Annotated in this window: 17 protein-coding genes; 7 read left to right on the forward strand and 10 right to left on the reverse strand. The window is 41.2% G+C overall.

Annotated features, from left to right (window positions below; translation table 11 throughout):
- Positions 1–45 precede the first annotated feature (45 nt).
- Complete coding sequence (locus VF06_RS36250; RefSeq protein WP_099073496.1) at positions 46–510, reverse strand: restriction endonuclease subunit S domain-containing protein; 465 nt, start codon at positions 508–510, stop codon at positions 46–48.
- A 158-nt stretch (positions 511–668) separates the two neighbouring features.
- On the opposite strand from VF06_RS36250, the gene VF06_RS36255 reads away from it, so the two are divergent.
- Positions 669–2024, forward strand: coding sequence for a UDP-N-acetylmuramoyl-tripeptide--D-alanyl-D-alanine ligase (locus VF06_RS36255; RefSeq protein WP_099068333.1), 1356 nt, complete (start codon positions 669–671; stop codon positions 2022–2024).
- A gap of 29 nt (positions 2025–2053) precedes the next feature.
- Here VF06_RS36255 and VF06_RS36260 read toward each other — a convergent pair whose 3' ends face one another.
- Complete coding sequence (locus VF06_RS36260; RefSeq protein WP_099068332.1) at positions 2054–2758, reverse strand: CAP domain-containing protein; 705 nt, start codon at positions 2756–2758, stop codon at positions 2054–2056.
- Between the two features lie 682 nt (positions 2759–3440).
- Here VF06_RS36260 and VF06_RS36265 point away from each other — a divergent pair.
- From VF06_RS36265 to VF06_RS36280, 4 genes are all read left to right on the forward strand, one after another.
- On the forward strand, positions 3441–4313 hold the full coding sequence (locus tag VF06_RS36265; protein WP_099068331.1) for a lipid kinase: 873 nt from the start codon (positions 3441–3443) through the stop codon (positions 4311–4313).
- 132 nt (positions 4314–4445) lie between these two features.
- Complete coding sequence (locus VF06_RS36270) at positions 4446–5051, forward strand: exopolysaccharide biosynthesis protein (protein WP_099068330.1); 606 nt, start codon at positions 4446–4448, stop codon at positions 5049–5051.
- Between the two features lie 893 nt (positions 5052–5944).
- On the forward strand, positions 5945–6493 hold the full coding sequence (locus VF06_RS36275; RefSeq protein ID WP_099068370.1) for a hypothetical protein: 549 nt from the start codon (positions 5945–5947) through the stop codon (positions 6491–6493).
- A gap of 201 nt (positions 6494–6694) precedes the next feature.
- Positions 6695–7471: an SDR family NAD(P)-dependent oxidoreductase gene (locus tag VF06_RS36280; RefSeq protein ID WP_099068329.1), complete on the forward strand. Its 777-nt coding sequence runs from the start codon at positions 6695–6697 to the stop codon at positions 7469–7471.
- A 92-nt stretch (positions 7472–7563) separates the two neighbouring features.
- Here VF06_RS36280 and VF06_RS36285 read toward each other — a convergent pair whose 3' ends face one another.
- The 7 genes from VF06_RS36285 to VF06_RS36315 form a co-directional block, all read right to left on the reverse strand.
- Positions 7564–8343, reverse strand: a complete 780-nt coding sequence (locus VF06_RS36285) for a photosystem II electron transport protein, Sll1252 family (protein ID WP_099068328.1) — start codon at positions 8341–8343, stop codon at positions 7564–7566.
- 188 nt (positions 8344–8531) lie between these two features.
- A complete protein-coding gene (locus VF06_RS36290) occupies positions 8532–9038 on the reverse strand; it encodes a hypothetical protein (protein WP_099068327.1) in 507 nt (168 codons plus the stop codon).
- Between the two features lie 257 nt (positions 9039–9295).
- A complete protein-coding gene (locus tag VF06_RS36295; protein WP_099068326.1) occupies positions 9296–9673 on the reverse strand; it encodes a hypothetical protein in 378 nt (125 codons plus the stop codon).
- 593 nt (positions 9674–10266) lie between these two features.
- Positions 10267–12450, reverse strand: coding sequence for a TolC family protein (locus VF06_RS36300; RefSeq protein WP_099068325.1), 2184 nt, complete (start codon positions 12448–12450; stop codon positions 10267–10269).
- 104 nt (positions 12451–12554) lie between these two features.
- A complete protein-coding gene (kaiC, locus tag VF06_RS36305; protein ID WP_099068324.1) occupies positions 12555–14117 on the reverse strand; it encodes a circadian clock protein KaiC in 1563 nt (520 codons plus the stop codon).
- Positions 14118–14391: 274 nt separating this feature from the next.
- Positions 14392–14706, reverse strand: coding sequence for a circadian clock protein KaiB (gene kaiB, locus VF06_RS36310; RefSeq protein ID WP_073642657.1), 315 nt, complete (start codon positions 14704–14706; stop codon positions 14392–14394).
- 103 nt (positions 14707–14809) lie between these two features.
- Positions 14810–15391 carry a KaiA family protein gene (locus VF06_RS36315; RefSeq protein WP_099068323.1) on the reverse strand — a complete coding sequence of 194 codons (582 nt, stop codon included), beginning with the start codon at positions 15389–15391 and terminating at the stop codon, positions 14810–14812.
- 660 nt (positions 15392–16051) lie between these two features.
- On the opposite strand from VF06_RS36315, the gene VF06_RS36320 reads away from it, so the two are divergent.
- Complete coding sequence (locus VF06_RS36320) at positions 16052–19309, forward strand: ATP-binding protein (protein WP_099068322.1); 3258 nt, start codon at positions 16052–16054, stop codon at positions 19307–19309.
- A gap of 6 nt (positions 19310–19315) precedes the next feature.
- On the forward strand, positions 19316–19561 hold the full coding sequence (locus VF06_RS42225; RefSeq protein ID WP_180267856.1) for a hypothetical protein: 246 nt from the start codon (positions 19316–19318) through the stop codon (positions 19559–19561).
- Here VF06_RS42225 and VF06_RS36330 read toward each other — a convergent pair.
- Entirely contained in the window at positions 19501–21414 is a 1914-nt protein-coding gene (locus tag VF06_RS36330; protein WP_099068320.1) for an ArnT family glycosyltransferase, read from the reverse strand. The two genes, VF06_RS42225 and VF06_RS36330, sit on opposite strands and share 61 nt — an antisense overlap.
- Positions 21415–21523 lie beyond the last annotated feature (109 nt).

Here is a 21523-nt window from a genome sequence, read left to right on the forward strand (position 1 = left end):
CCCCCATCTCCCCATCTCCCCATCTCCCCATCTCCCCCCTCTCCCTCATCTCCCTGCCCGCTCCCGTGTTAAGCTATCGATGGCATCACCCAAGGCGGTGGTAAGACTTTTGCGAGTTTGAGTGTGGTTTTCCTGTTCTATTTTCAAAGCTTGCAACAGGCGATCGCGTTCTTGAATTGCAGCGATGAGTTTAGTTTGCAATTCCTCTACAGATTGTAATTGGGCTATTTCTTCTTGAATCGCTGTCACTGGTGTAGCAGCCAGTGTCCCTGCTTCAATACCTTGGAGTTTATGCAAATCTGCCTTGAGAGATGCCATCGCTTGTTGGGATAATTGAGCATCTGTGCGTCGTTGTTCTGCTTCTTTATTGTATAGCTGACGCCATTTTTGGGCACTTTCCCAAGCTGCATCCCGGTCTTGTTGGAGTTCTATTAACTGCTGTTTGAGTGTCTGAATTTCTGTCAGCCACTGCTGTGTTAAAGCTGTCGTTTGATTAGCATTTTCAACCATATTACTGTTCGCTGATGACTGACGAGTGTTGACTGTTGACGGTTAACAGTCAACAGTGAACCATCAACAGCAACAGCTTAACTGAAAATTGTTGTAACCAGAAGCACTATCAACCGGATTGTGTCATAATTCGATTTTATAAATTTGAACCTTTATTTATGCCTTGTTCTGCCACCCTTACTCAACTGGTCGAAGTGCTTTCGGCCAATCCTTTAAACTTATACGAAACTGATTTAATACAAGTAAGTAACGGTATACAAACAGATACACGTATCCTCAAGCCGGGTGAAGTGTTTGTGGCTTTACGAGGCGATAAATTTGATGGACATAAATTTGTGCCAACAGCCATTGCTAGGGGTGCCATCGCTGCAATTGTAGATTCGGCATACGAAAACCCTGGTTTTCCTGTATTGCAGGTTCAAGATACCCTTAAGGCATATCAACAAATTGGCAGATGGTGGCGCGATCGCTTTGATATTCCTGTAATTGGTGTTACAGGTTCCGTAGGTAAAACTACGACTAAAGAATTAATTGCCGCAGTTTTAGGAACCAAAAAAGCAGTTCACAAAACTTATGGCAATTTCAATAACGAAATCGGTGTGCCGAAAACTCTCTTAGAACTGAGTACAGAACATGACTACGCCGTGATTGAAATGGCGATGCGCGGTAGGGGACAAATTGCCGAACTCACACAAATAGCACATCCCACCATCGGAGTGATTACCAATGTGGGGACGGCACATATTGAGTTACTGGGTTCCGAAGAAGCGATCGCTGAGGCAAAATGTGAGTTATTAGCCGAAATGCCTGCTGATAGTGTGGCAGTTCTGAATTACGACAATCCCCTATTAATGGCTACGGCGGCGAAAGTTTGGACAGGAGAAGTCATAACTTACGGTTTTTCTGGTGGCGATGTCTCAGGAGTGTTGATTGATAACGAAACTGTGGAAGTCGCAGGAATGCAAATCCCTTTACCGTTACCTGGGAGTCACAATGCGAGTAATTTTCTAGCGGCTTTGGCAGTGGCAAAGGTTTTGGGAATTGATTGGGGGAGTTTAAAAGCAGGTGTGTCAGTGGATATGCCCACAGGGCGATCGCAGCGATTTAATTTGCCCAATGACGTGGTAATTTTAGATGAGACATATAATGCTGCACCAGAAGCGATGTTAGCAGCATTGCAATTATTGGCAGACACACCAGGAAAACGCAAAATTGCCGTGTTGGGTGCAATGAAAGAATTGGGAGAACGCTCCCAACAGTTGCACCAACGAGTGGGAGAAACAGTACAAAAGTTGAATTTAGACGGCTTGTTGGTGTTGGTGGATGGAGAAGACGCCGAAACAATAGCCAAAAGTGCTGACGGAATTCCATCGGAGTGCTTTGCAACTCATGGCGAATTGGTGGCCAGATTGAAGACATTTGTGCAACCAGGAGATCTTGTACTGTTCAAAGCCGCCCACTCAGTGGGGCTAGATCGGGTGGTTAATCAGTTACGTGCAGAATATCCCAAATGAATTTACAGAGATGTTGCATTGCAACGTCTCTACTTTTCTTGATAACCACCAGCGTAGTTAATGACACAAACTGTTCTATATGATTTGTGAATTCCAAAAGCTACACCAGAGACTTTAAAATTGCCGTTAAAAATGTTTTTGCGATGACCGCGATCGGGCACACCATCATCAATAATTAATTGCATGACGATATCTTGGGCGGTGTTTGGCCCATAACTGATATTTTCACCTGCGGTTATCAGCCATCTACCATACCGATTAATACGAGTAAAAGGATTGCTACCATCGCTACCATCATGACCTGTTGCACCTTTTGGCCCTTGGTCTTTAACGTGGTCTTTTGCAGCTAAAGACATACCTTGGGATGGATTCAAAGCACCTACAGGACGTGCTGATTTCAAAAATGCGATCGCTTCATCGACTGCTTTTCCTCCTTCTTGAGTTACTAAATAAGTATTATTAGAAATTTTGACTCGGTTACCTTGAAAGCGCTGGCGATAGTTTTCCAAAATCGGCACATATGCCTGGGGATTTGTTCTGACTTTATTTGTTTCCGCAATTACCTGTTGTTCCAGTGGTGAAAGATAAGTGGCTTTTGCTAACAAAGTCGGGCTATTTTCTTTAGTCACTGCTGGCTGAGAGTTGGCGACGGTGGGACTAGATTGAAGCAATTGATCTGAACAACCAAATATTAGGGTAAGTGGAAAAAGTACCCAAAATTTAATTCGATGCATTGATGAATTCATGATTTTTTTTATCAATTAATTTAGTCAATTAGAAGAAATAGGAACTTCCAAGTAAAAAAATATTCCATAGAAGATTGTTCGCTGCTGACGGTTCACAGTTAACACTCAACAGTCAACAATCAACACATTAACTGGAATAATTTATTTTTTGGACTTCGCATAACAATTTTCCAACCACAGAAAACTCTGCCAACGCTTTTATACCTTGCCTAAAACCAGGTAGATTCAGGCACTAGTCATATAGATAACACTACTATGCTATTTGTTCCTGAGATACTACAAAATTATGACAACAATTTTTGTATAAAACTTCTATTTGATTTTGTAAAATGACTCCGTACATCTATATTCTCTGAAACCCTTTTGCCTGTTGCCTTGTTGCCTTTTGCCAGACTACGTAAATCATTTCAGATATCAAACCGAATTCCTATAGCTTTAAGGCTTTATGCAAAAATTCCTCAGTGTGTAGTTGGAGTTGCCATCATCACTCTCTGCACTGATTATTAAAATATTAATAGCTGATAAAGTTAAATTAGACAAAATAGAAGCAAAAAAATTCCAGATCTAACAATATAATTAATATCGATAGAAAAAATTTTGTAATAGTTAAAATTAAGCTGAGTCAACAAATGCGGATACTTGGAAATATTAACTACAAAAGGTACTAACCATGAGTTGCCGCGCACTGCTATTAGTAAATCGTCATGCCCGCCAGGGTCAAAAGGGTTTGTCTGAAGCAATTGATTATTTGAAGACACTCGGCTTTATTTTAATTGAAGAGTCTACAGAACATCCGAAACAACTTTATGAAGTCATACTTCGCTATCAACATCAAGTTGATTTAGTAATAATTGGTGGCGGCGATGGCACTCTTAATGCTGCGGTGGATGCTTTAGTTGAAACTCAGTTACCCTTGGGAATTTTGCCTTTGGGAACTGCCAATGATTTAGCAAGAACTTTAAAAATTCCCAACTCTCTGAATGAAGCTTGTAATATTATTGCCCAGGGAAATTTACACCGCATTGATTTAGGTTGGGTAAATGGCAAGCACTTTTTTAATGTTGCGAGTTTGGGATTGAGTGTCAAAATTACCCAACGACTTACCAAAGAAGCTAAACGCCGTTGGGGAGTATTTGCTTACGCCGCCACTGCATTGCAAGTGATTTGGTCATCTAGACCTTTTAGGGCTGAGATTACCATTAATGGTGAATCAATTCGTGTGAAAACAGTGCAAATAGCCGTAGGTAACGGTCGTTATTACGGTGGTGGCATGGCAGTGGCAGATGACGCAGCCATAGATGACCAAAGACTGGATCTTTATAGCTTAGAAATTCAACATTGGTGGCAGATTATCTTATTATTACCTGCGATGAGACAAGGGCGGCATATACATTGGCAAAGTGTACGTTCTCATCAAGGTCAAGAAATACTATTGTCTACTCGCAAACCACGTCCTATTAATACAGATGGTGAAATCACTACTTACACACCCGCCCATTTCCGAGTTATACCTAAAGCTGTAGCTGTTTTAGTACCCGCATAGGTGAAGATTATAAGAGTTAGGAGTTGGAAATTAGGAGTTAAGAGTTAAGAGTTTGGAGTTATTTTCCTCATCTCTTCCACTTCCTACTCCGGTAGCCACTCCCTCTGAATAATAAGCATTAACTGACGCCAAATGCATCTGAGATTTTCTCAAGATATAAAATCGTTGTTACAACGCCTAGCCGAACAACCTCTGACTCTAGGTGATATTCTGGCTGAAACCTCAGAACGAGGTTTTAGCCTAGTGATTGCATTATTAGTTTTGCCGTTTTTGTTTCCCATGCCACCGGGATTAACTGGCCCTTTTGGTGGTGCTTGTTTGCTGTTGTCAGTGCAAATGCTTTTAGGAAGGCGATCGCCTTGGTTGCCAAAAAGAATCGCTAACTATAAATTTCCTCGTCCCTTTGCAGAATTACTTTTACAAAACTTGGGACGTTTGACGAAAGTTTTACAGAAAATCACCCGTCCCCGATTGAGAAAAATAGCTCATAATCCTTTGACTTGGCGAATCAATGGCTTTTGTATCACGTGGTTAACAATATTACTAATATCACCAATTCCGTTTACAAATCCCATTCCCACTGTAGGTATTTTACTTTTAACTGTTGCTACCATCGAATCTGATGGTTTATTAATTTGTATCAGCTACGCCATTACGGGCATGATTACTTTACTATTTGGATTTATTGGTTATGCCTTCTGGTTAGCTCCCAGTTTATTACCATCTATATTTAAATAATAAAAGCCCCAACCCCAAGGCTGAGGGCTAAGACTTATGTGATTTATTAGAGTGCATCTACCATTTATTAATCCAGTTTAATTATTGTTTCCTCCGGAAAAATTATCTTTTTCCGGAATTTTTATTTTTCAAAAAATTATCAAAATATAGACTTCATACAGAAGTCGGTAAAAGCGCGAAAGGTTTGGTATTTTCCCTTTCCCCTTTAACCTTTCCCCTTTAACCTTTAACCTTTTCCCACAAGAATGCAAAAAGCAATTGATTGCAAGAGGTCTAATAAATAAAGCCCTCAGCTTGAAACTGAGGGCGAAAAATTTATTAAGGTGCATCTACCATTTATTAATCCTTTTATATTCTTGCTCTATCCGGGCAAATTGAACTTTTTCAGAAAATTTTAATTTTAGCGAATAAAAGTTATCAACAATAAATAAAGCCCCCAGTTTAAAGCTGAGGGCTGTGATTTAATTAAGGTGCATCTACTATTTATATATTCCGCTATAGCTTCTACTCCATCAGGAAGAATTGAAAAAACAAAAGATAGTTGTGAGATTAATTTTAGAACGTTTCCTAGTCTGCTGAGTTATAAATATCTGCCTACCTCTGTCTGGTGGTTGGCGAAAATACACCTTACATCTACTCAGATTTTTTCAAAAATCAAACCAGATTGCCATAATTTAAATCAAAATAACCTGCGGTATTTGACTAAGTAAGTATCCCCATCTTCATAAAAATTTTACAAAAAATTAAAATTCACCGTCAGTACGCAAATTTTTCGTTAATATCTCTAATATAATATCCGCAATAGTACGAATATAGTTTAGTAGTTGGGTATATCGCTGTAAAAATTACACATACCCAACTCAATGAAGCGCTCGCATATAATCCAAGCTGTCATGATAGTTCTATTTTCCCTTGGCAGTCTCGGTATTGTCGGAGGAAGTTTTTTCCTCAGAAAAGCTTTTAGCAATAGTAGCGAACCTGAAATTATCACTGATACAACGCGCTATCAAGAAATTCGCAATCAATTATGGTATGACTTTGAGGATGTAAAACATTTTCCGAATCAAATCCCCACAGATGCTAAAGATATTCGCATGGCTTACTCTCCTGGATTTTTACAAGGAGGCAGTTTTTTTCAAATCAGATTGAAGCAGTCTCCAGAAAAAATTAAAAAACTACTTTCACAATATAGAAATAATGCCAAATATCAATATCGAGGAGGCGACACAAACGACCATATAAATCAACCAAACGGTGTGCCAACAACTTTTTTCTACACCAATGATTCTTCTGAGGGTACTTTTACAAATGAATATGAAATATTAGTTTTAAATGCAACAGATAGAGGTAAACCTGGTTTCAAATGGAATCATGGAGATAGCTATGGCGTTGCAATTAATAGTTCTGCCTCAGAAATTATCTATTGGGCTGAACAATGGTAGCCCTGCATTGAAGTGACACCTTGTTTCGTGTTGGTCGTCAGCGGTTAACTCCATGAAACACTGTGCAATTTAAAAGCCTAATAGCTTATTCATGACTGGATGTTAGTTTTAATCTTTGAGGTATATAACTTTTGGTAGTTAAAATTTATATGTATTATGGCTAATATTTAAAAAATGCTAAAAGTTATTTGAATATTTATAATGTCAACTGCTTTAATTACTGGTGCTTCTAGTGGTATTGGTAAAGCTTTTGCCGAGGAATTAGCTGCACGCGAAACAAATCTTGTCCTCGTTGCTCGTTCTGAAGATAAACTCAACCAATTAGCTAAAAAATTCAAAGAAAAATATCAAGTTAAAGTAGATGTTATCGCTAAAGACCTTACAGAACCTAATGCCGCTGCTGCTGTATTTGATGCGATACAATCAAAGGGATTAACCATTGATTTATTAATTAACAATGCTGGTTTTGGTTCCTATGGTGACTTTGCTGAATCAGATAGAGAAAGACAAGTTAAAATTGTACAGTTAAACATTTTGGCATTGGTAGATTTAACTCATAAATTTCTACCAATAATGCGGCAACGTCGTTCTGGAAGTATTATTAACGTATCCTCAATTACTGGATTTCAACCGATACCATATCTTTCTGTTTATGCTGCTAGTAAAGCTTTTATTCTTAGCTTTAGTCAAGCACTGTGGGCAGAAAATCGTCAATATGGTGTGCGTATTTTAGTTACCTGTCCAGGGCCAATCGAAACAAATTTTTTTACAGAAGCTAATTTTCCTCCAGCTTTAGCAGGAAGTACAGAAACAGTCTATTCCTCTGAAGAAGTAGTTCGCGAATCTCTAAAAGCTTTAGAAGAGTGGCAGCCTACGGTTATTATTGGTGATGTTGCCACTCAAATTAGAAGTATATTAGCTGGATTAGTACCGCGAAAAATTCTGCTGAATATTTTGGCAAAAAGGTTTAAAACATAATACAATTTTGGATTTTCGATTGGGAATAAAGTTTTGAATTTAGGTTTAGTGAATCCATCTTTCCCAATTATTTTGAAAATTGCTAGTTCTATTTACATGTACCGAGTTAGTTGGACGCGGTAACGGTCTTTTTTAGTAACAGCAATTTCTCCAACTTCTAAACGTCCTTTAGACCGAATAGCGATTAAATCACCTGATTTAACTTGAGAACTAGCTTGAGTTACTTCTTTCCAATTGACGCGCACATCACCAGAGTCAATTAAATCAACCATTTTACTGCGGGACATACCAAAACCAGCAGAGGCGATCGCATCTAATCGCAAAGAAGCTTCCACAGTAGTTAATTCTTTTTTCTTTGGTTCTCGAACTTTTAATTCCGTAATCTCAATTGGTTGAGTTTTCACAGGAACCGATCGCACCTGTTTAAGATTCATTGACAAAAATTCTGCCAACTCTGGTGCAACAATGGCCTGCGCTCCTCTTTCTCCCAAAACAATGATATCTCCTGTCTTTTCACGCACAATTCCTGTCCCCAGCATTGCACCTAAAAAGTCCCGGTGAGTGGCGGTATCAAACAAGAAATTACCAGCAATTTCTAGTGCTATAAGGCTGACTTGAGATGCATCTAACGGCAGTTCCGAACGAGCGATCGCTATTCTTTGGCGTTCAGCTTGCGGATATCCACCCCATACCACTAATTGCACCTCTGTTAATCGGCTAAATACTCGTTGAATTTCCGCCAATTCTGGAGGAGATAAAAAATCCGTCACAACTACTTCCCAAGTTTTAATAGCTTGCTCTGCTTGGTCAATTACACGAGCTACACTATCCCGATTTTCAACACCCTTTAAAAGTTCTTCTCGTGGCAACATTCTGAATTAGTCATTAGTTATTAGTCATCTCTTACAAAGTTCTGAGCGGAGGAAACCTCCGCTCAGACTTTGCGCTTAATCATTAGTCATTAGTCATTTATCTTTTACCAATGCCCTATGCCCTATGCCCCATGCCCTTTACTTAAATAGATTCTAACTTTAATTCCCATTTTATTTGGATTCATTTGCTACACGCTACTTGTGTCCGCATAACCCTGAATATTTTCTGGCTCAAATTGCCTTAATATTTTAGTTGCCTGACGAGTCACAACTTCAGAGTCTTGAATTACAATTAAGTATTTCCCCGCATCCAATCGGTTACGGTAGGGTAAAGCATCACCACTACCTACCAACAAACCAACCCCGCCACCGACAAACACACCACCCATAGCACCACTAGCAGCACCCAACAGTCCGCCAACAATGTGATTGCCAATTTCACCCGCCCAGGCAAAAGTGTGCAAACCGGTAATCAGGCTGAAGGTAAAACCCGCAAAAAAACCAAATGGTATCAGCCAAGTTGCCATCAGCCGTGCTTGCTTTTTGGCTTGGTCTTTAGGGTCAATTAAGCCAAACTCATCAGCAGTTTTATATCCCTTCCCCAAGATGGTACTTTTTATGGCTTCTTTTTCTAAAGCTAAGTAAGCAGCTTCAGCTTGAATGCGGTCTGGTAATACGGCAACAAGGTAATTCATTGATACTACAACACTTTTCTAAAAGTTTTGCCCTAATTAACAGGGTATCAGTCTTGGAGTTAGGAGTTAGGAGTTTGGAGTTAAGAGTTAGGAGTTAGGAGTTTGGAGTTTGGAGTTAGGAGTTAAGAGTTTGGAGTTTGGAGTTTGGAGTTTAGAGTTAGTAGGATTTGCCCATCGGCAAAGGTTTCACCACTCCCGACTCCCGATTCCCTACTCACTTTTATGCTGATTACCCAATCTGTAATCCCCAATCCCTTTTACTTTAACGAATCCAGTGGCTCACAAAAATTATTCACCCCTTGCTTGAGGACATAAATTAAAACAGGCGTTGCCAAGATTTTGGGAAATGTGGGCGTTGTTTTGAGATGTTCCATCATCGTCCCAAGGGAACTATTGAGTAAATCTTCCCGAAATTCTTGTTCGCAAATGACCGCACGCCATTTTCTAGCCAAAGCATCTAACCATTCAGAATTTGCTCTTTCTGGTTGTTGTCCCGCACGGATAGCTAGTGTCATCGCAGCGTCTTCTAAATCTCCATCACAGTCTTCAATCAAATCCAGGGCTTCCATATCGCTGGGATCGTCTGCCAATTGAGAGCGAAACTGTGCAATTTCTTTGGATGTTACTTTAGTCATGAGTCTTTGACAAGGCGAGCGATCGCACACTCAGTTATGTTAGTTCAATTTTGACACTTCACGTGAAAATTGGGCGTTGGGCACAAGAGGAGACTTCTAAGAGAAGTCGGGAAAAGGGCAAGGGGAAAGGGGGAAAGGTTTGGTATTTTCCCTTTCCCCACAAGAGTGTAAAAAGCAATTGATTGCAAGAGGTCTAGGCTCTAGGTGCAAATGGGAAAAACTCATCTCCCCATCTCCCCACCTCCCACCCTGCGGGTTCGCGCTAGCGTCTCTGAAAGAGAAGCTAAAGCTACATCTCTACCCTAGGACTTACGCAAAAACTCTCTCAAACTCTTATAACTTCGTGCCCTTTGCACGGCAGTTGCTTCAAGTCGGGGAACCCGCCCAACGCACTGCCTCGTCTTTGCGGTTAGTTTATTCATACTTTTGCGTAAGTCCTATACCCAATGCCCCATGCCCCATGCCCCATGCCCCATTCCCAATTTTTAGCAAAAAGCCCCATTTCCCAGTTGAATTACTGAAAAATGAGGCTTTTGGAGACTTTTCATCAGAAAGGCTACTCAATTGAAGTTATGCGGTTGAGTTTTGGGTAACTACCGTAGTCCTCTGAGGGTAACAGACCTTTGCAATTGAGCTAAAGCACGATTGTAATCTAAGATTGCTGTGACTCGATTACCTTCAGCTCTTGTTAGGTCGTTTTCAGAGTTAATCACATCAGTTTGAGTACCTACACCAGCTTGGAATCGCAAACGTGCTAAACGTAAAGCTTCCCTGGCTTGTTCTAAAGCGGTATTAGCGGTTTGAACGTTCTCCAAATTAGATTGCTGGTTAGAAAAGGCTTGTTCTACTTGAAAGCGGATTTGGTTGCGCTGTTCGGCAAATTGAGTTTCTGCGATCGCAATATTCACTTTCTGCTGAGATGCTCTCGCTCTTGCTGCTCCCCCATCATACAAATTTAGGGTGGCTCGCACTCCAAAGGAATAACCATCTGTAACACTAACGCTATCATCAAACTGGTCTAGCAAGTCATAGCTGGCTACCAAACTAATTTGTGGGCCGAGTTCTGCCAAGGCTTGCCGGCGCTGTTGTTCGTTAATATTACGTTGTGCTAACTGTTGTTGGAGTTCTGGGCGATTTTGAAAAGCTCGCACGATGCTTTCTTCTAATGTCAAATCCCAAAGACCAGCCAATTGTACGGGATCGGCGGCACTGATGTTTATTCCCTGGGGTAAACTGATCCGAGTAGCCAACTGACGACGGGCAATTGCTTGCTGGGATCTGGCATTAGTTAAATCTTGTTGGGCGTTTGCTAAATTCACTTGCGATCGCAACACATCAAACCGCGTACCAACCCCAGCTCGCTCTAAAGCTTCTGCATCGCGCAAACTAGCCTCTGAGTTCTGTACAGCGGACTGGGCAATACGTACTTGTTCGTCCGATTGTTGTAAATTGTAGTAGTCAGTCGTCACATTCAAGCGAATTTCCTCGGACTGACTTTCTACAGCCAACTCATTGAAGCGTACCTGTTCCCTAGCGGCGTTTCTACGGGCTTTACCCAATCCAGAGGTATACAGGTCATAGGACAGTTGTGCTTGCCCAGAAAAACTTGTGTTTGGTTCATCTGTGGAGCTTAAACTGTTTGGCCCGCTTAATTCTTGCTGAAGCTGGCTACTAGAAGATTGACTGCGAGTCAGATCCGCACTAATCCCAAGAGTCGGCAATAAACCAGCTTCCGCCTCTTTTAAGGCATATCGGCTGCGTTGTAGCTCCAATAAAGCCACTTGTAAATCCCGATTGTTACGCCGTGCTAATTCTAGAGCCTGTGTCAAAGTAATCGGCTGATTTTCCTGGACTGTCACTTCCTCAGTTTTGGTAGGAAATTGCAGAGGATTAGCATTTTGAATCAGTTTCTCTGGAATTTCCACTTGACTTGGGGGTACAGGAGTAACGCTTCCTGGCAAAGTTGGTGTCGAACCAGCAGGTACAGGAGTAACGCTTCCTGGCACAGTGGGAGTTGGTGTCGAATCTGTGGGAGGTATAGTCTCACTCTGAGCCACACGTTTTTCCACAGGATTTTTTTGTTGGCAGGTGTTTGAGGTCACCAGCAAAGCAGCCAAATCAGTTGTGGTTTTTGTCAAGTTTTGTTGCGGACAGCCTTCTGCTGACAACAGTTTTGCTGTCCCTGCACCTGTAGGCGAAGTCTGTAAAAATGTCTGCAACTGAGTAACGGTATTTATCTTTTGAACCACTGGCTGCTGTGAAGCAGACAAGGACAAAATTTCTTTTTGAGCAGATGCAGGTTGAGAAGTGTAGTCAGGAACTACTATCTTCTTTAATTTCTGCCAATAGGGATTTAAATTGCTCTGTTTGTTGTTGCTTTCGGTAGAACGCTTGATATCTGGTTGTTGGGAAGAACCAGAGGTAGGCGTTAAATTCAAAAGTCTAACTTTATCTTTTTGAGCTACTTGTTCTATTGACACATTAGTATTTCCAGCCATAAAAACTGGAATACTGTTATTACTTAAAGGCTTCACACTAAACTTACTAAAACCAGGAGCAGGTAATAGGGTTGGAATACTAACATTTGCTGTTTTCGGCAATTGCGTATTCATGAAATCTACAACCAAGGTTTGACCATAGGTAGAGGTCGAAACACTTGGAGAAGATGCCAGCTGTACCCCACTGACTTTTACAGTATCAGCCCAAGCAGGCTGAGTTGTTAAGACCGCTGCTGTCACACCAGGCAAGAAGCTATGGAATAATTGCTGTCCTTTCACCGCATCCCCTCACACGAAAATCAATCTAGCGGCAGAAAACCTTTCTTCACCACAGAATATAGCACGATACTAAATTTAGGAATGAATATACTACGATACTAAATTTAGGATTCGGAACTCTGTTTATCTTCAAAACGTTTAACAATCCGAGAAAGTTCCGCCTTTTCGTCGATACTAACGCGAGTAGGAGCACCACTAACAATCCGTTCGTAGTTCCGGAATGAATCTTTAATTTCTGGCCCATCAGCAGTGATATTATACTCGCGAATGCCCTTATCGTGCCAAGACCCTCTCATTTTAAATACGTTAATTGCCCGCGACATTTCGCCGCGAATTTCTACGTACTGTAACATCAAAATTGTATCGGTAATCGTGGAAATATGAGAGTCTGTAATTGAATGCGATCCCATAAATTGGTCGGTTGTGTTAGTAAAGAAACCAGTGATTTCTTCTTGTTTGGCATAACCAGTAACACCAATTACAAACTGTCGAAATGCATTATTACTTACTCCTCTAGCTAATGCTGAGAGTGAATCAATTGCTATTCTAGCTGGTTTAAAAATAGCGATTTCTGATTTAATTATTTGTAAGTGGTCTTCCAAGCCAGTGGATTCAGGATATGTACAGATTATTTTGAGTAAACCTTGCTGTTCTAGTTCCTCAAAATCAATTCCCCAAGAGTAAGCGTTGCGAGACAATTGGGCGCGTGATTCTTCATAAGCAAATAAAATTGCTTGTTCTCCATTGAGACAACCATCTTGAATAAATTTACTTACTAATAGGGTTTTGCCTGTTCCTGTAGCTCCTGTGGCTAAGATAATTGAATCTTTGAAGAAACCACCACCGCACATTTCATCTAAGGTCTTAACACCAGAAGATACTCTGACATTAGAAGAACGTTGAGTCAAGCGCATAGCCCCCAATGGAAAGATATTGACTCCTTCATTAGTAATTGTGAAGGGATACTCGCCTTTCATGTGAGTTGTACCGCGCAATTTGAGAATTTCAATTGTGCGACGGCGGCGTTCTCCTTCTAAAACGTTGCGAACAATTACGACATTATCAGAAACAAATTCTTCGACTCCAAAGGAAGCAACGGGGCCATATTCTTCGCTGCGTTCAGTGGTAATTACAGTGGTGACGCTGAGTTGTTTGAGGCGTGCTACCAGACGAAAAATCTCCCGACGCACCACTCCCATTGCTTCATATTGTTGAAACACCGCAGTGATTGAGTCTATGGAAACTCGTTTAGCTTTATATTTACGAATGGCATATTGCAAGCGCTCAATCAGTGCAGAAAGGTCAAAGTTACCAACGATATCTTGACCTTCAGGATCGGGGGAAGCATCGAGAATAAATAACTTGCCTTCTTCGATTAGTCGTGGCAAATTCCACCCAAAAATATGAGCGTTTTTAATAATATCACTGGGGGATTCTTCAAAGGTAACAAATACTCCTGGTTCATCGAAGTAGGTAATACCGTTATACAAAAACTGAAGAGATAATAAAGTTTTACCCGTACCTGAGGTGCCGCTAATCAAGGTAGTTCTACCAATGGGTAATCCTCCATGACTAATATCGTCAAACCCCTCGATCATCGTGCGAATTTTTTCTACACCCCCAATTAACGGCGGCTTTTTTGGTTCTAGTTGCTCGTTTTGACTCATTGCTTGATAACAAATGGGTGGAAAACCCTCTTTTTATTATTAACACGTTGGATGCAATTTGCCCTGAAGAATAATTCAGAACTCAGGATGCAGAATTCAGTATCAATTTGAGTATAACTCGGCGATCGCACAATTTTGCCGTGTCGGTAAGCGTCTGAATATCAGTTTCAAACCTTGCCTCTGGCGTAGGAAAAATTTAAAAATTATTTCTTATTAAAACTCTCATTCTTTTGTAGATAGAATCTTCTGAATTCTTTATTCTGACTCCTGTTTTTTATTCAGTAAAATCTTCTTCACTTAATTCTTCATAAAGTAAATCTAACCCAATCAATACTCTCTCTCTATCTGAAAGATCGCCGATAATTTTACGAACTGGTGGCGGCAAAATTTTAGATAGTGTTGGAGTAGCCAATATTTTATCTTCTTCGGCTAGTTGCGGGCTTTTCAGCACATCGATCACTTTTAAAGCATAAACACCTTCAAACTCCTGTTCTAATATATTTTTGAGTGTTTTTAGTGCCCGTACTGAATTAGGGGTGTTCCCTGCTACATAAAGCTTGAGAACATAGGTCTTTCTGGCTTTATTCATATCGTTACAGGCTAATTATCACAAGAGAAATACAAGATGCGTCGTGCATTGGGAGTAACTAACAGCTTTTGTTTGTGCTGATTTAAACATTGATAAATTTAATTTATTTGGAAATCGAAGATCTATAGACTTCGCACAAATGAGCCAGTATATCTATCAACGTCAAACGATAATCCATTAATGCTTCATCGCTCCTTCCTTCTAATTTTAGCTGTTTGGAAAATTCATCTATTACTTCCATGTGAATTTCGATAATTTGGGGCACAGGAATATTAGCATAAAATATAGTATTGATAAATTTGTCAATTTTTTCTTTAAGAGTTTTATCTGTGGTAAAGTAATCTATGAGAATTTCGCCATAATCCGACTTGAGTTGGTCTAGTAATTCTTGACGCTCTCCTTGAGTCATCTGCTGAAAAGCCTGTTGCCTTTTTTGTGAGTGGCTGGCAAATACATAGAAATACTGCCCATTATCTGGTGGACTTGGATGGCGCTGCAACCAATTGAGTGAATAATTTATTGTTCCAGAGGTAGTGACAGCAACAGGTGAATAATCAAATTGACCAAAAATGCCGGAAATAAATTTACACATCCAAGCAATTACACCATTTTCGTTGGTTAAATTAGCTGGATTATTTAAATATTTGTTAACATCGCGTTGCAAAATCAATATAGGTAATAACATTTATTGTCTATCTATCTACTCTATCGATTTGACCAAGAAGCGTGGGCTGATAATTGTGGCAAACGCTTCTAGGGTAATGCTGTGGGTGCAGTAAATTTTGTGGTTTCACCCCAAAATAACGCTCTGTGTCAACAGATAATTCTAATCACTCAACAACCTCGTGCAGCGACTGAGTGGTAGGGCTGAGTAGGTTTTAGATGAGGTATGTATCGGGAACTTATTATTTGTTTGTATATGCATATATATGTATACAGATAGATAGACTTTTTTGTTTTGCTCCTTGATAAGATACTTAAACGAACTTAAAGGAATGTCGCATTCTAAATCATTATAATTCCTCAAGGTTCTAAAGCGAATCTTTAGAGCCATAATTGTTTTAGCTGTGGCTATGGATGAGGAGTTTAAATACCAGTAAGACACTGGTGAGGCTATTTGCTAGAAATGAGGAGCACTAAAAAGAAAGGTTGCCTCTGTTTTCCAGGTCGGACGCTAGCAAGTGTCCGTGAGTGTAAGTCCCATTGTTTTAATGGCGTTGAAATCGTAACCAAAATTGCTTATATGAGTCTTCTGAGAGGATATAGCTTCAGGCGAAAAGAACATCGGCAGGTGGCAGATGGGAATGCCAGAGGTTTCCGCAGGAAGAATAACCCCCAAAGCTTTATGTCAATGCTAGATTACCCGCTTTATGACTTTCAAGCAACCGTACCTAGCTGCCCCCAAACAAGTACTCTGGCAGTGGTGCTGGAGATTTTTGAAAAAGAGCAGTGCGATCGCTTGGTAATAGTCAATCAACAGCAATACCCAATCGGATTGCTGTACTCTGCCCGTTTAATCCAAAAATTATTAGGCCATAGTGACGATAAAAATTTAAATTTACAGCAATCAATTTCCCTTTGGGAGGAAACTCTCATCGAACCAATACAGACAATACCAGTTTCTGAGCGTGTAGAGCAATTGAATTGGCGTTTGTCTCAACAACAAGCTCAAAAACAGCCAAATTTGGATTGGGCATTGATTGACTGCGACGGGAAATATTTGGGACTAGTGGATACCTCACGGTTATTGCGATCGCTCGCTCAGGAAAAAATGGCCGGCTCGCTCACTCAATACGCTCCTCCAGCACAGATGCCAAATCAACCCCAGCTAATTCAAAAGCCACTGGTGAAGTTGCTAGAAACATTGCCTTGGCCTTTAATGTTGGAAACCAGTACTGGCGAAGTCGTAGCCAAAAATCCAGCTTGGTGGCAGCAATTGGGAGTTTTAAAAGACCCAGAAGGAGTTAGACAACAGGTAGAAGCAATACTAACCCCCGTCCGACCCAAGAAACCAGAATACATCAAGCAACGAGGGATCAAAGTTCATCCCAATGGTGGTGAAGAACAACCAACGCCACGGGTATCCCTCAGAAGCGAACCAATGCCCCAATCATGCTTGCCGACTCTTAACAACCTCAGAGAACAAGAGACAATCACAGAAACCACATCAAGTCGCTGCTTTTTGGATAGCCAACCAGGTACTTGCACCTGCGTTGTGGAAGTGCAAAATGGTCAGGAACGAATTTGGCAATTTGCCAAAATTCCCTTAGATAGTCCAGAGTTGAAGGTGATGAGTGCTGAATCGGGAATGCCACTCAACAGTGATTTGTGGTTAGTTTTAGCCACTGATGTCACCGAACAGCAGCAGCTTTGCAAAGAACTCGCAGCCAAAAATGCCGATTTAATTCAACTAAATCGTTTGAAAGATGAGTTTTTAGCTTGTATTAGTCACGAACTAAAAACTCCCCTGACTGCGGTTTTGGGTTTATCGCGATTGTTAGTAGATCAACAGTTGGGAGAACTCAACGAACGTCAAGCTCGTTATGCAGGACTAATTCATCAAAGCGGCCGCCATCTGATGAGTGTGGTGAATGACATCTTAGATTTGACCAGGATGGAGACTGGACAAATGGAACTCACACTAGCCCCAGTGAAAATTCGGGCAGTGTGCGATCGCGCTTTATCTGAGGCCAAAGCCATTCACACTCAAAGCGGCAAAGCCACAGTTACACCTGCAAGTCTAAATACCCGTGGTTCTGCTCCCCAATTCAGCCTTTCCATTGAACCAGGTTTAGACCAAATTGTTGCCGATGAATTACGCCTACGCCAAATGCTAATTCATCTGCTTTCCAACGCCTTTAAATTCACTGAAGTATCAGGGGAAATTGGGTTGCGGGTGAGTCGTTGGGAAGGATGGATTGCTTTTACAGTTTGGGATACAGGCATCGGTATTCCCGAACACCAGCAACATTTAATTTTTCAAAAATTCCAACAACTAGAAAACCCCCTCACCCGCCAGTTTGAAGGCACAGGTTTGGGACTAGTATTAACTCGCGCCTTGGCTCGCCTCCACGGTGGAGATGTCAGCTTTTTATCTCGCGAAGGTAAAGGTAGCCAATTCACACTGCTGCTACCCCCCAGTCCCCCAAAGGCAGGTTTTTCAGAGCCAGATCTGGAAACCACAGAAGACACACAAACACCAGACATTATCACAGCAGGCCGTCAGCATGTCGCTAACTCCCCGCAGTATCATACCGCTAGTTCCCAACGGCTAGTTTTAGTAGTGGAAGCAGTAGCCAGATATATTGAAGATTTAACCGAACAACTTAAAAGTTTGGGATATCGCGTAGTGATTGCGCGATCGGGCACAGAAGCAGTAGAAAAAGCTCGACGCTTGCAACCAATAGCGATATTTCTCAATCCGTTGCTACCCTTGCTCTCAGGTTGGGATGTGCTGACCTTACTCAAATCTGACAGCGCAACTCGTCATATATCTGTAGTTTTGACGGCAACCGCAGCAGAAAAAGAGCAAGCATTTGCCAACCGAGCCGATGGTTTTTTAAGCTTGCCAGTAGAATATCAGGTGTTGACGCCACTCCTAGAAAAATTATGTACTCCGCAAGGAGTTTCACTGCTAGGGTCAGACAATAACCCCAGTCTTTCAACTAAAACACCACTGCGAATTCTCAGATTAGTGAATCCTGAATTTGAATCCGTCAATGCCCACTCGTCACTGCGAGAACATCGGGTAATTGAAGTTGATGATTTAGATCAGGCAGAACTCTTGGCGCGGGTATGGCAATTTGATGTAATTTTGCTCGATGTTGAAAGTAGTATTGCCCAAAATTATTTGCAACAACTAATTCAACATCCACGCTTGGCCACCATACCCTTGGTTACTTGCGATGTGGCAACCACCCTCAAAGCCTCACAAATACCAGGATTATCTGTATTTCCTTACCTAACACCATTAGGAAAAGATAGCAGCACTTTTAGTGAAAAAACAGATGCTTTAGTATCAGTACTGCAAATTGCTTCCGGTGTTTGCTGCCCTCCCAACATTTTAGTAGTAGATTTAACTATGTTGCGCGATTTACCACAGGCAAGAGGCAAACAAGCCAAAGGTTATCGTACAGCAAGAAATTCCTCCATCACTAGTGAAACACCTGAACGAGGATCGGAGTGGTTTCAAGCTTTAATTCAATACCTGCAAACAGCAGGTTTCAAAGCAGCCATGAGTCCTTGTTGGGCAGAAGTTTTACAGCAAATTCGTCATCAAAGCGTGGACTTATTATTAATTTGCTTAGGAGAATCAGCTATCCACAAAGACGTACTCAAAGCCTTGAAAACATTAGGAGATTCGCCTTTAGAATTACCACCAATTTTAGTACTAAACCAGCCATTGAATCGCCCCGAAAGTATTTCTCAGCCTGAGATAGGTGACAGCGAAATTGATAGACAAAAGAAAAATGGATTGGATTCAGTGGAAACTATTGTGAGTGCGATCGCCACTCGCATATTACCGCGATCTATTTCAATGGAAGATTTACTCAACCAAATTAATCAAGCTTTAGCTATCAACAGTCAGAATGAAAAATGTTAATTGGGCATGGGGCATGGGGTATGTGGAGATGAGGCTGGGGAGCTGGGGAGTTGGGGAGTTGGGGAGATGAGTTTTTCCCCTCTGCCCCTGAAGCCCCTGGAGCCCAATGCCCAATGCCCAATGCCCAATGCCCAATGCCCAATGCCCAATGCCCAATGCCCAATGCCCAATGCCCAATGCCCAATGCCCAATTACGATATGTCCATTTTTTCGTTTTTCTTTTTGAAAAAAGGAATGCGAATCAAATTATAAGCACCTTTGGTGGATAAATTTTTGTAATCATCTGGCTGTAAGTCCATTTGCAGAAGTTTTTTCTGTTCGGCCAACAACAGTAGCGAAGGTGGTTTGAGACCTTTGGCTGCCTGGTTTTGCAGATGTTCTAGAGTTTCTTGGGGAAATCTGAAATAATTAACGTGAGTTTGGCTATAAAATACTACGCTCGGTTTTTTAAAGCCAAGCATAACCAATTCTTCATTGGGTTGCCTGACTTCTTGTATAGTTGCAGACAATTCTCTTAAAGGTAATTGACGTTCGCGATCGATAAAAAATGAAGCAGGCGTCAAAACGAAAATTAAAAACGCTACAAATCCGAGTACATTGACACTGATTATCCAGTTCCAGCGACGACTCAGTAATAATCCTGCAACCAAAACAGCACAAACAAACCAAATTACGCCGCCAATAACTGGTAAACCAGATTGTTTAATTAGTTCGTGGAAGTTGGTTATCGCTGGATCGCTTCCTAATATATGGGTGATGTTAAACAGTGCCGTTGCCAGAATTGATAAAAATGCTACATTCACCCAGCCACTCCAGAGGAGGAAGGGGGATTTAGCTTTAGTTTCCCGCAGGGTGGGAGACAAGGGAGAATTTTCTCTCGTCTCTCCGTTGTCTACTCCATTTCCCCGTTCTCTTTTTGCTTGGAAAATATCGCTCCACAATAATGCCACGAGGATGGCGGCTGCTGGCATCAAGGGCAATACGTAGCTGGGAAGTTTGGTAACAGCAATGCTAAAAAAACCAAAGACGCCAGTAAACCAGAAACCAGCAAATAAACTTAATTGTTGAAAACGTTGTTGAGAGCGCCAGTGCGATCGCTGCCAAAATTTCAGTCTAAATAGTGCTACAGGTAGATATACAGAATATGGTGCAAAGCCCAGCAACACGATTATAAAGTAAAAATACCAAGGTGCTGAGTGACCATTTACTACTTCTGTAAACCTTTCTATATTGTGATAACCAAAAAAAGCATTAATATAATTCCAGCCATTACGCCAAATCACTAATGCATACCAGGGTACTGATAAACCAAAAATTATCAGTATACCTAAGAACAAGCGCATTTCTCGAAAGACCTCTCGCAGCTTGCCCACATAAAGCAAAAAGGCAATGACAATTAGCCCTGGTAAGACGATTCCCACCGGGCCTTTAGTTAAAATTGCAGCAGCAGTTAATACATAAGTAGCTAAGTACCAGTTATTGGGGATTGGGGCATTACTTATTCTTTCTTCCCCTGCTCTTTTGCTCCCCCCTTTAGCATATCCCAGGAAGAAACACAACAAAGCTGATGCTATGCAGCCGGTGAGCAACATATCAGAAACACCGGTTCTTGCCCAAATTATTGTTTCCCCATTCAGGGCCATGAGGGCTGCTGCTAAAAAGGAGATTAAGTAGCGGCGAGTGGGACGTGAGACTTGCTCTAATTCATCTTGTTTAGCTAAATACCACTGCACAGTGTAAAAAGCTAAACAAACTAAACCAAATGCAGCGATGGCAGAAGGAAGACGTACAGCCCACTCATTCACTCCAATAATTGCATAGGCGATCGCCTGACACCAGTAAATTAAAGCAGGTTTATCGAAACGAGTGTCACCATTAAAAAATGGGGTGATCCAATCACCTGTAATGAACATCTGGCGGGAAGCTTCTGCAAACAGTGGCTCTGTCTCATCAATCAAGCCAATATTGCCCAAATTCCACACAAAAGCTATCCAGCCAACCATCGTCAACCACAAAATCGACGCCGTTACACCAAGGGTTGAATTTTTTCCCATTTTGTTGAACCACTGATCGACAGTGCCTTTAACACTCAATTTCATTTTCATTAGTCAATAGTCAACAATTACTAATCAATAGTCGTTGGTTATTTATATTTTGTTCTTGTTGAAAAAAACAAGTCGTGAATAAGTAATTGAGCAAAATTAATTATACGTG

The organism is Nostoc linckia z4 (assembly GCF_002608075.1).
Lineage (GTDB): Bacteria > Cyanobacteriota > Cyanobacteriia > Cyanobacteriales > Nostocaceae > Nostoc > Nostoc linckia.

Coding starts and splice junctions, on each gene's coding strand:
- VF06_RS36330 (WP_099068320.1), bottom strand. CDS start 21,414: ATGAAAATGAAATTGAGTGTTAAAGGCACTGTCGATCAGTGGTTCAAC.
- VF06_RS36320 (WP_099068322.1), top strand. CDS start 16,052: ATGTCAATGCTAGATTACCCGCTTTATGACTTTCAAGCAACCGTACCT.
- VF06_RS36255 (WP_099068333.1), top strand. CDS start 669: ATGCCTTGTTCTGCCACCCTTACTCAACTGGTCGAAGTGCTTTCGGCC.
- kaiB (WP_073642657.1), bottom strand. CDS start 14,706: ATGAATAAAGCCAGAAAGACCTATGTTCTCAAGCTTTATGTAGCAGGG.
- VF06_RS36265 (WP_099068331.1), top strand. CDS start 3,441: ATGAGTTGCCGCGCACTGCTATTAGTAAATCGTCATGCCCGCCAGGGT.
- VF06_RS36270 (WP_099068330.1), top strand. CDS start 4,446: ATGCATCTGAGATTTTCTCAAGATATAAAATCGTTGTTACAACGCCTA.
- VF06_RS36250 (WP_099073496.1), bottom strand. CDS start 510: ATGGTTGAAAATGCTAATCAAACGACAGCTTTAACACAGCAGTGGCTG.
- VF06_RS36290 (WP_099068327.1), bottom strand. CDS start 9,038: ATGAATTACCTTGTTGCCGTATTACCAGACCGCATTCAAGCTGAAGCT.
- VF06_RS36280 (WP_099068329.1), top strand. CDS start 6,695: ATGTCAACTGCTTTAATTACTGGTGCTTCTAGTGGTATTGGTAAAGCT.
- VF06_RS36285 (WP_099068328.1), bottom strand. CDS start 8,343: ATGTTGCCACGAGAAGAACTTTTAAAGGGTGTTGAAAATCGGGATAGT.
- kaiC (WP_099068324.1), bottom strand. CDS start 14,117: ATGAGTCAAAACGAGCAACTAGAACCAAAAAAGCCGCCGTTAATTGGG.
- VF06_RS36295 (WP_099068326.1), bottom strand. CDS start 9,673: ATGACTAAAGTAACATCCAAAGAAATTGCACAGTTTCGCTCTCAATTG.
- VF06_RS36260 (WP_099068332.1), bottom strand. CDS start 2,758: ATGCATCGAATTAAATTTTGGGTACTTTTTCCACTTACCCTAATATTT.
- VF06_RS36275 (WP_099068370.1), top strand. CDS start 5,945: ATGATAGTTCTATTTTCCCTTGGCAGTCTCGGTATTGTCGGAGGAAGT.
- VF06_RS42225 (WP_180267856.1), top strand. CDS start 19,316: ATGGGGCATGGGGTATGTGGAGATGAGGCTGGGGAGCTGGGGAGTTGG.
- VF06_RS36315 (WP_099068323.1), bottom strand. CDS start 15,391: ATGTTATTACCTATATTGATTTTGCAACGCGATGTTAACAAATATTTA.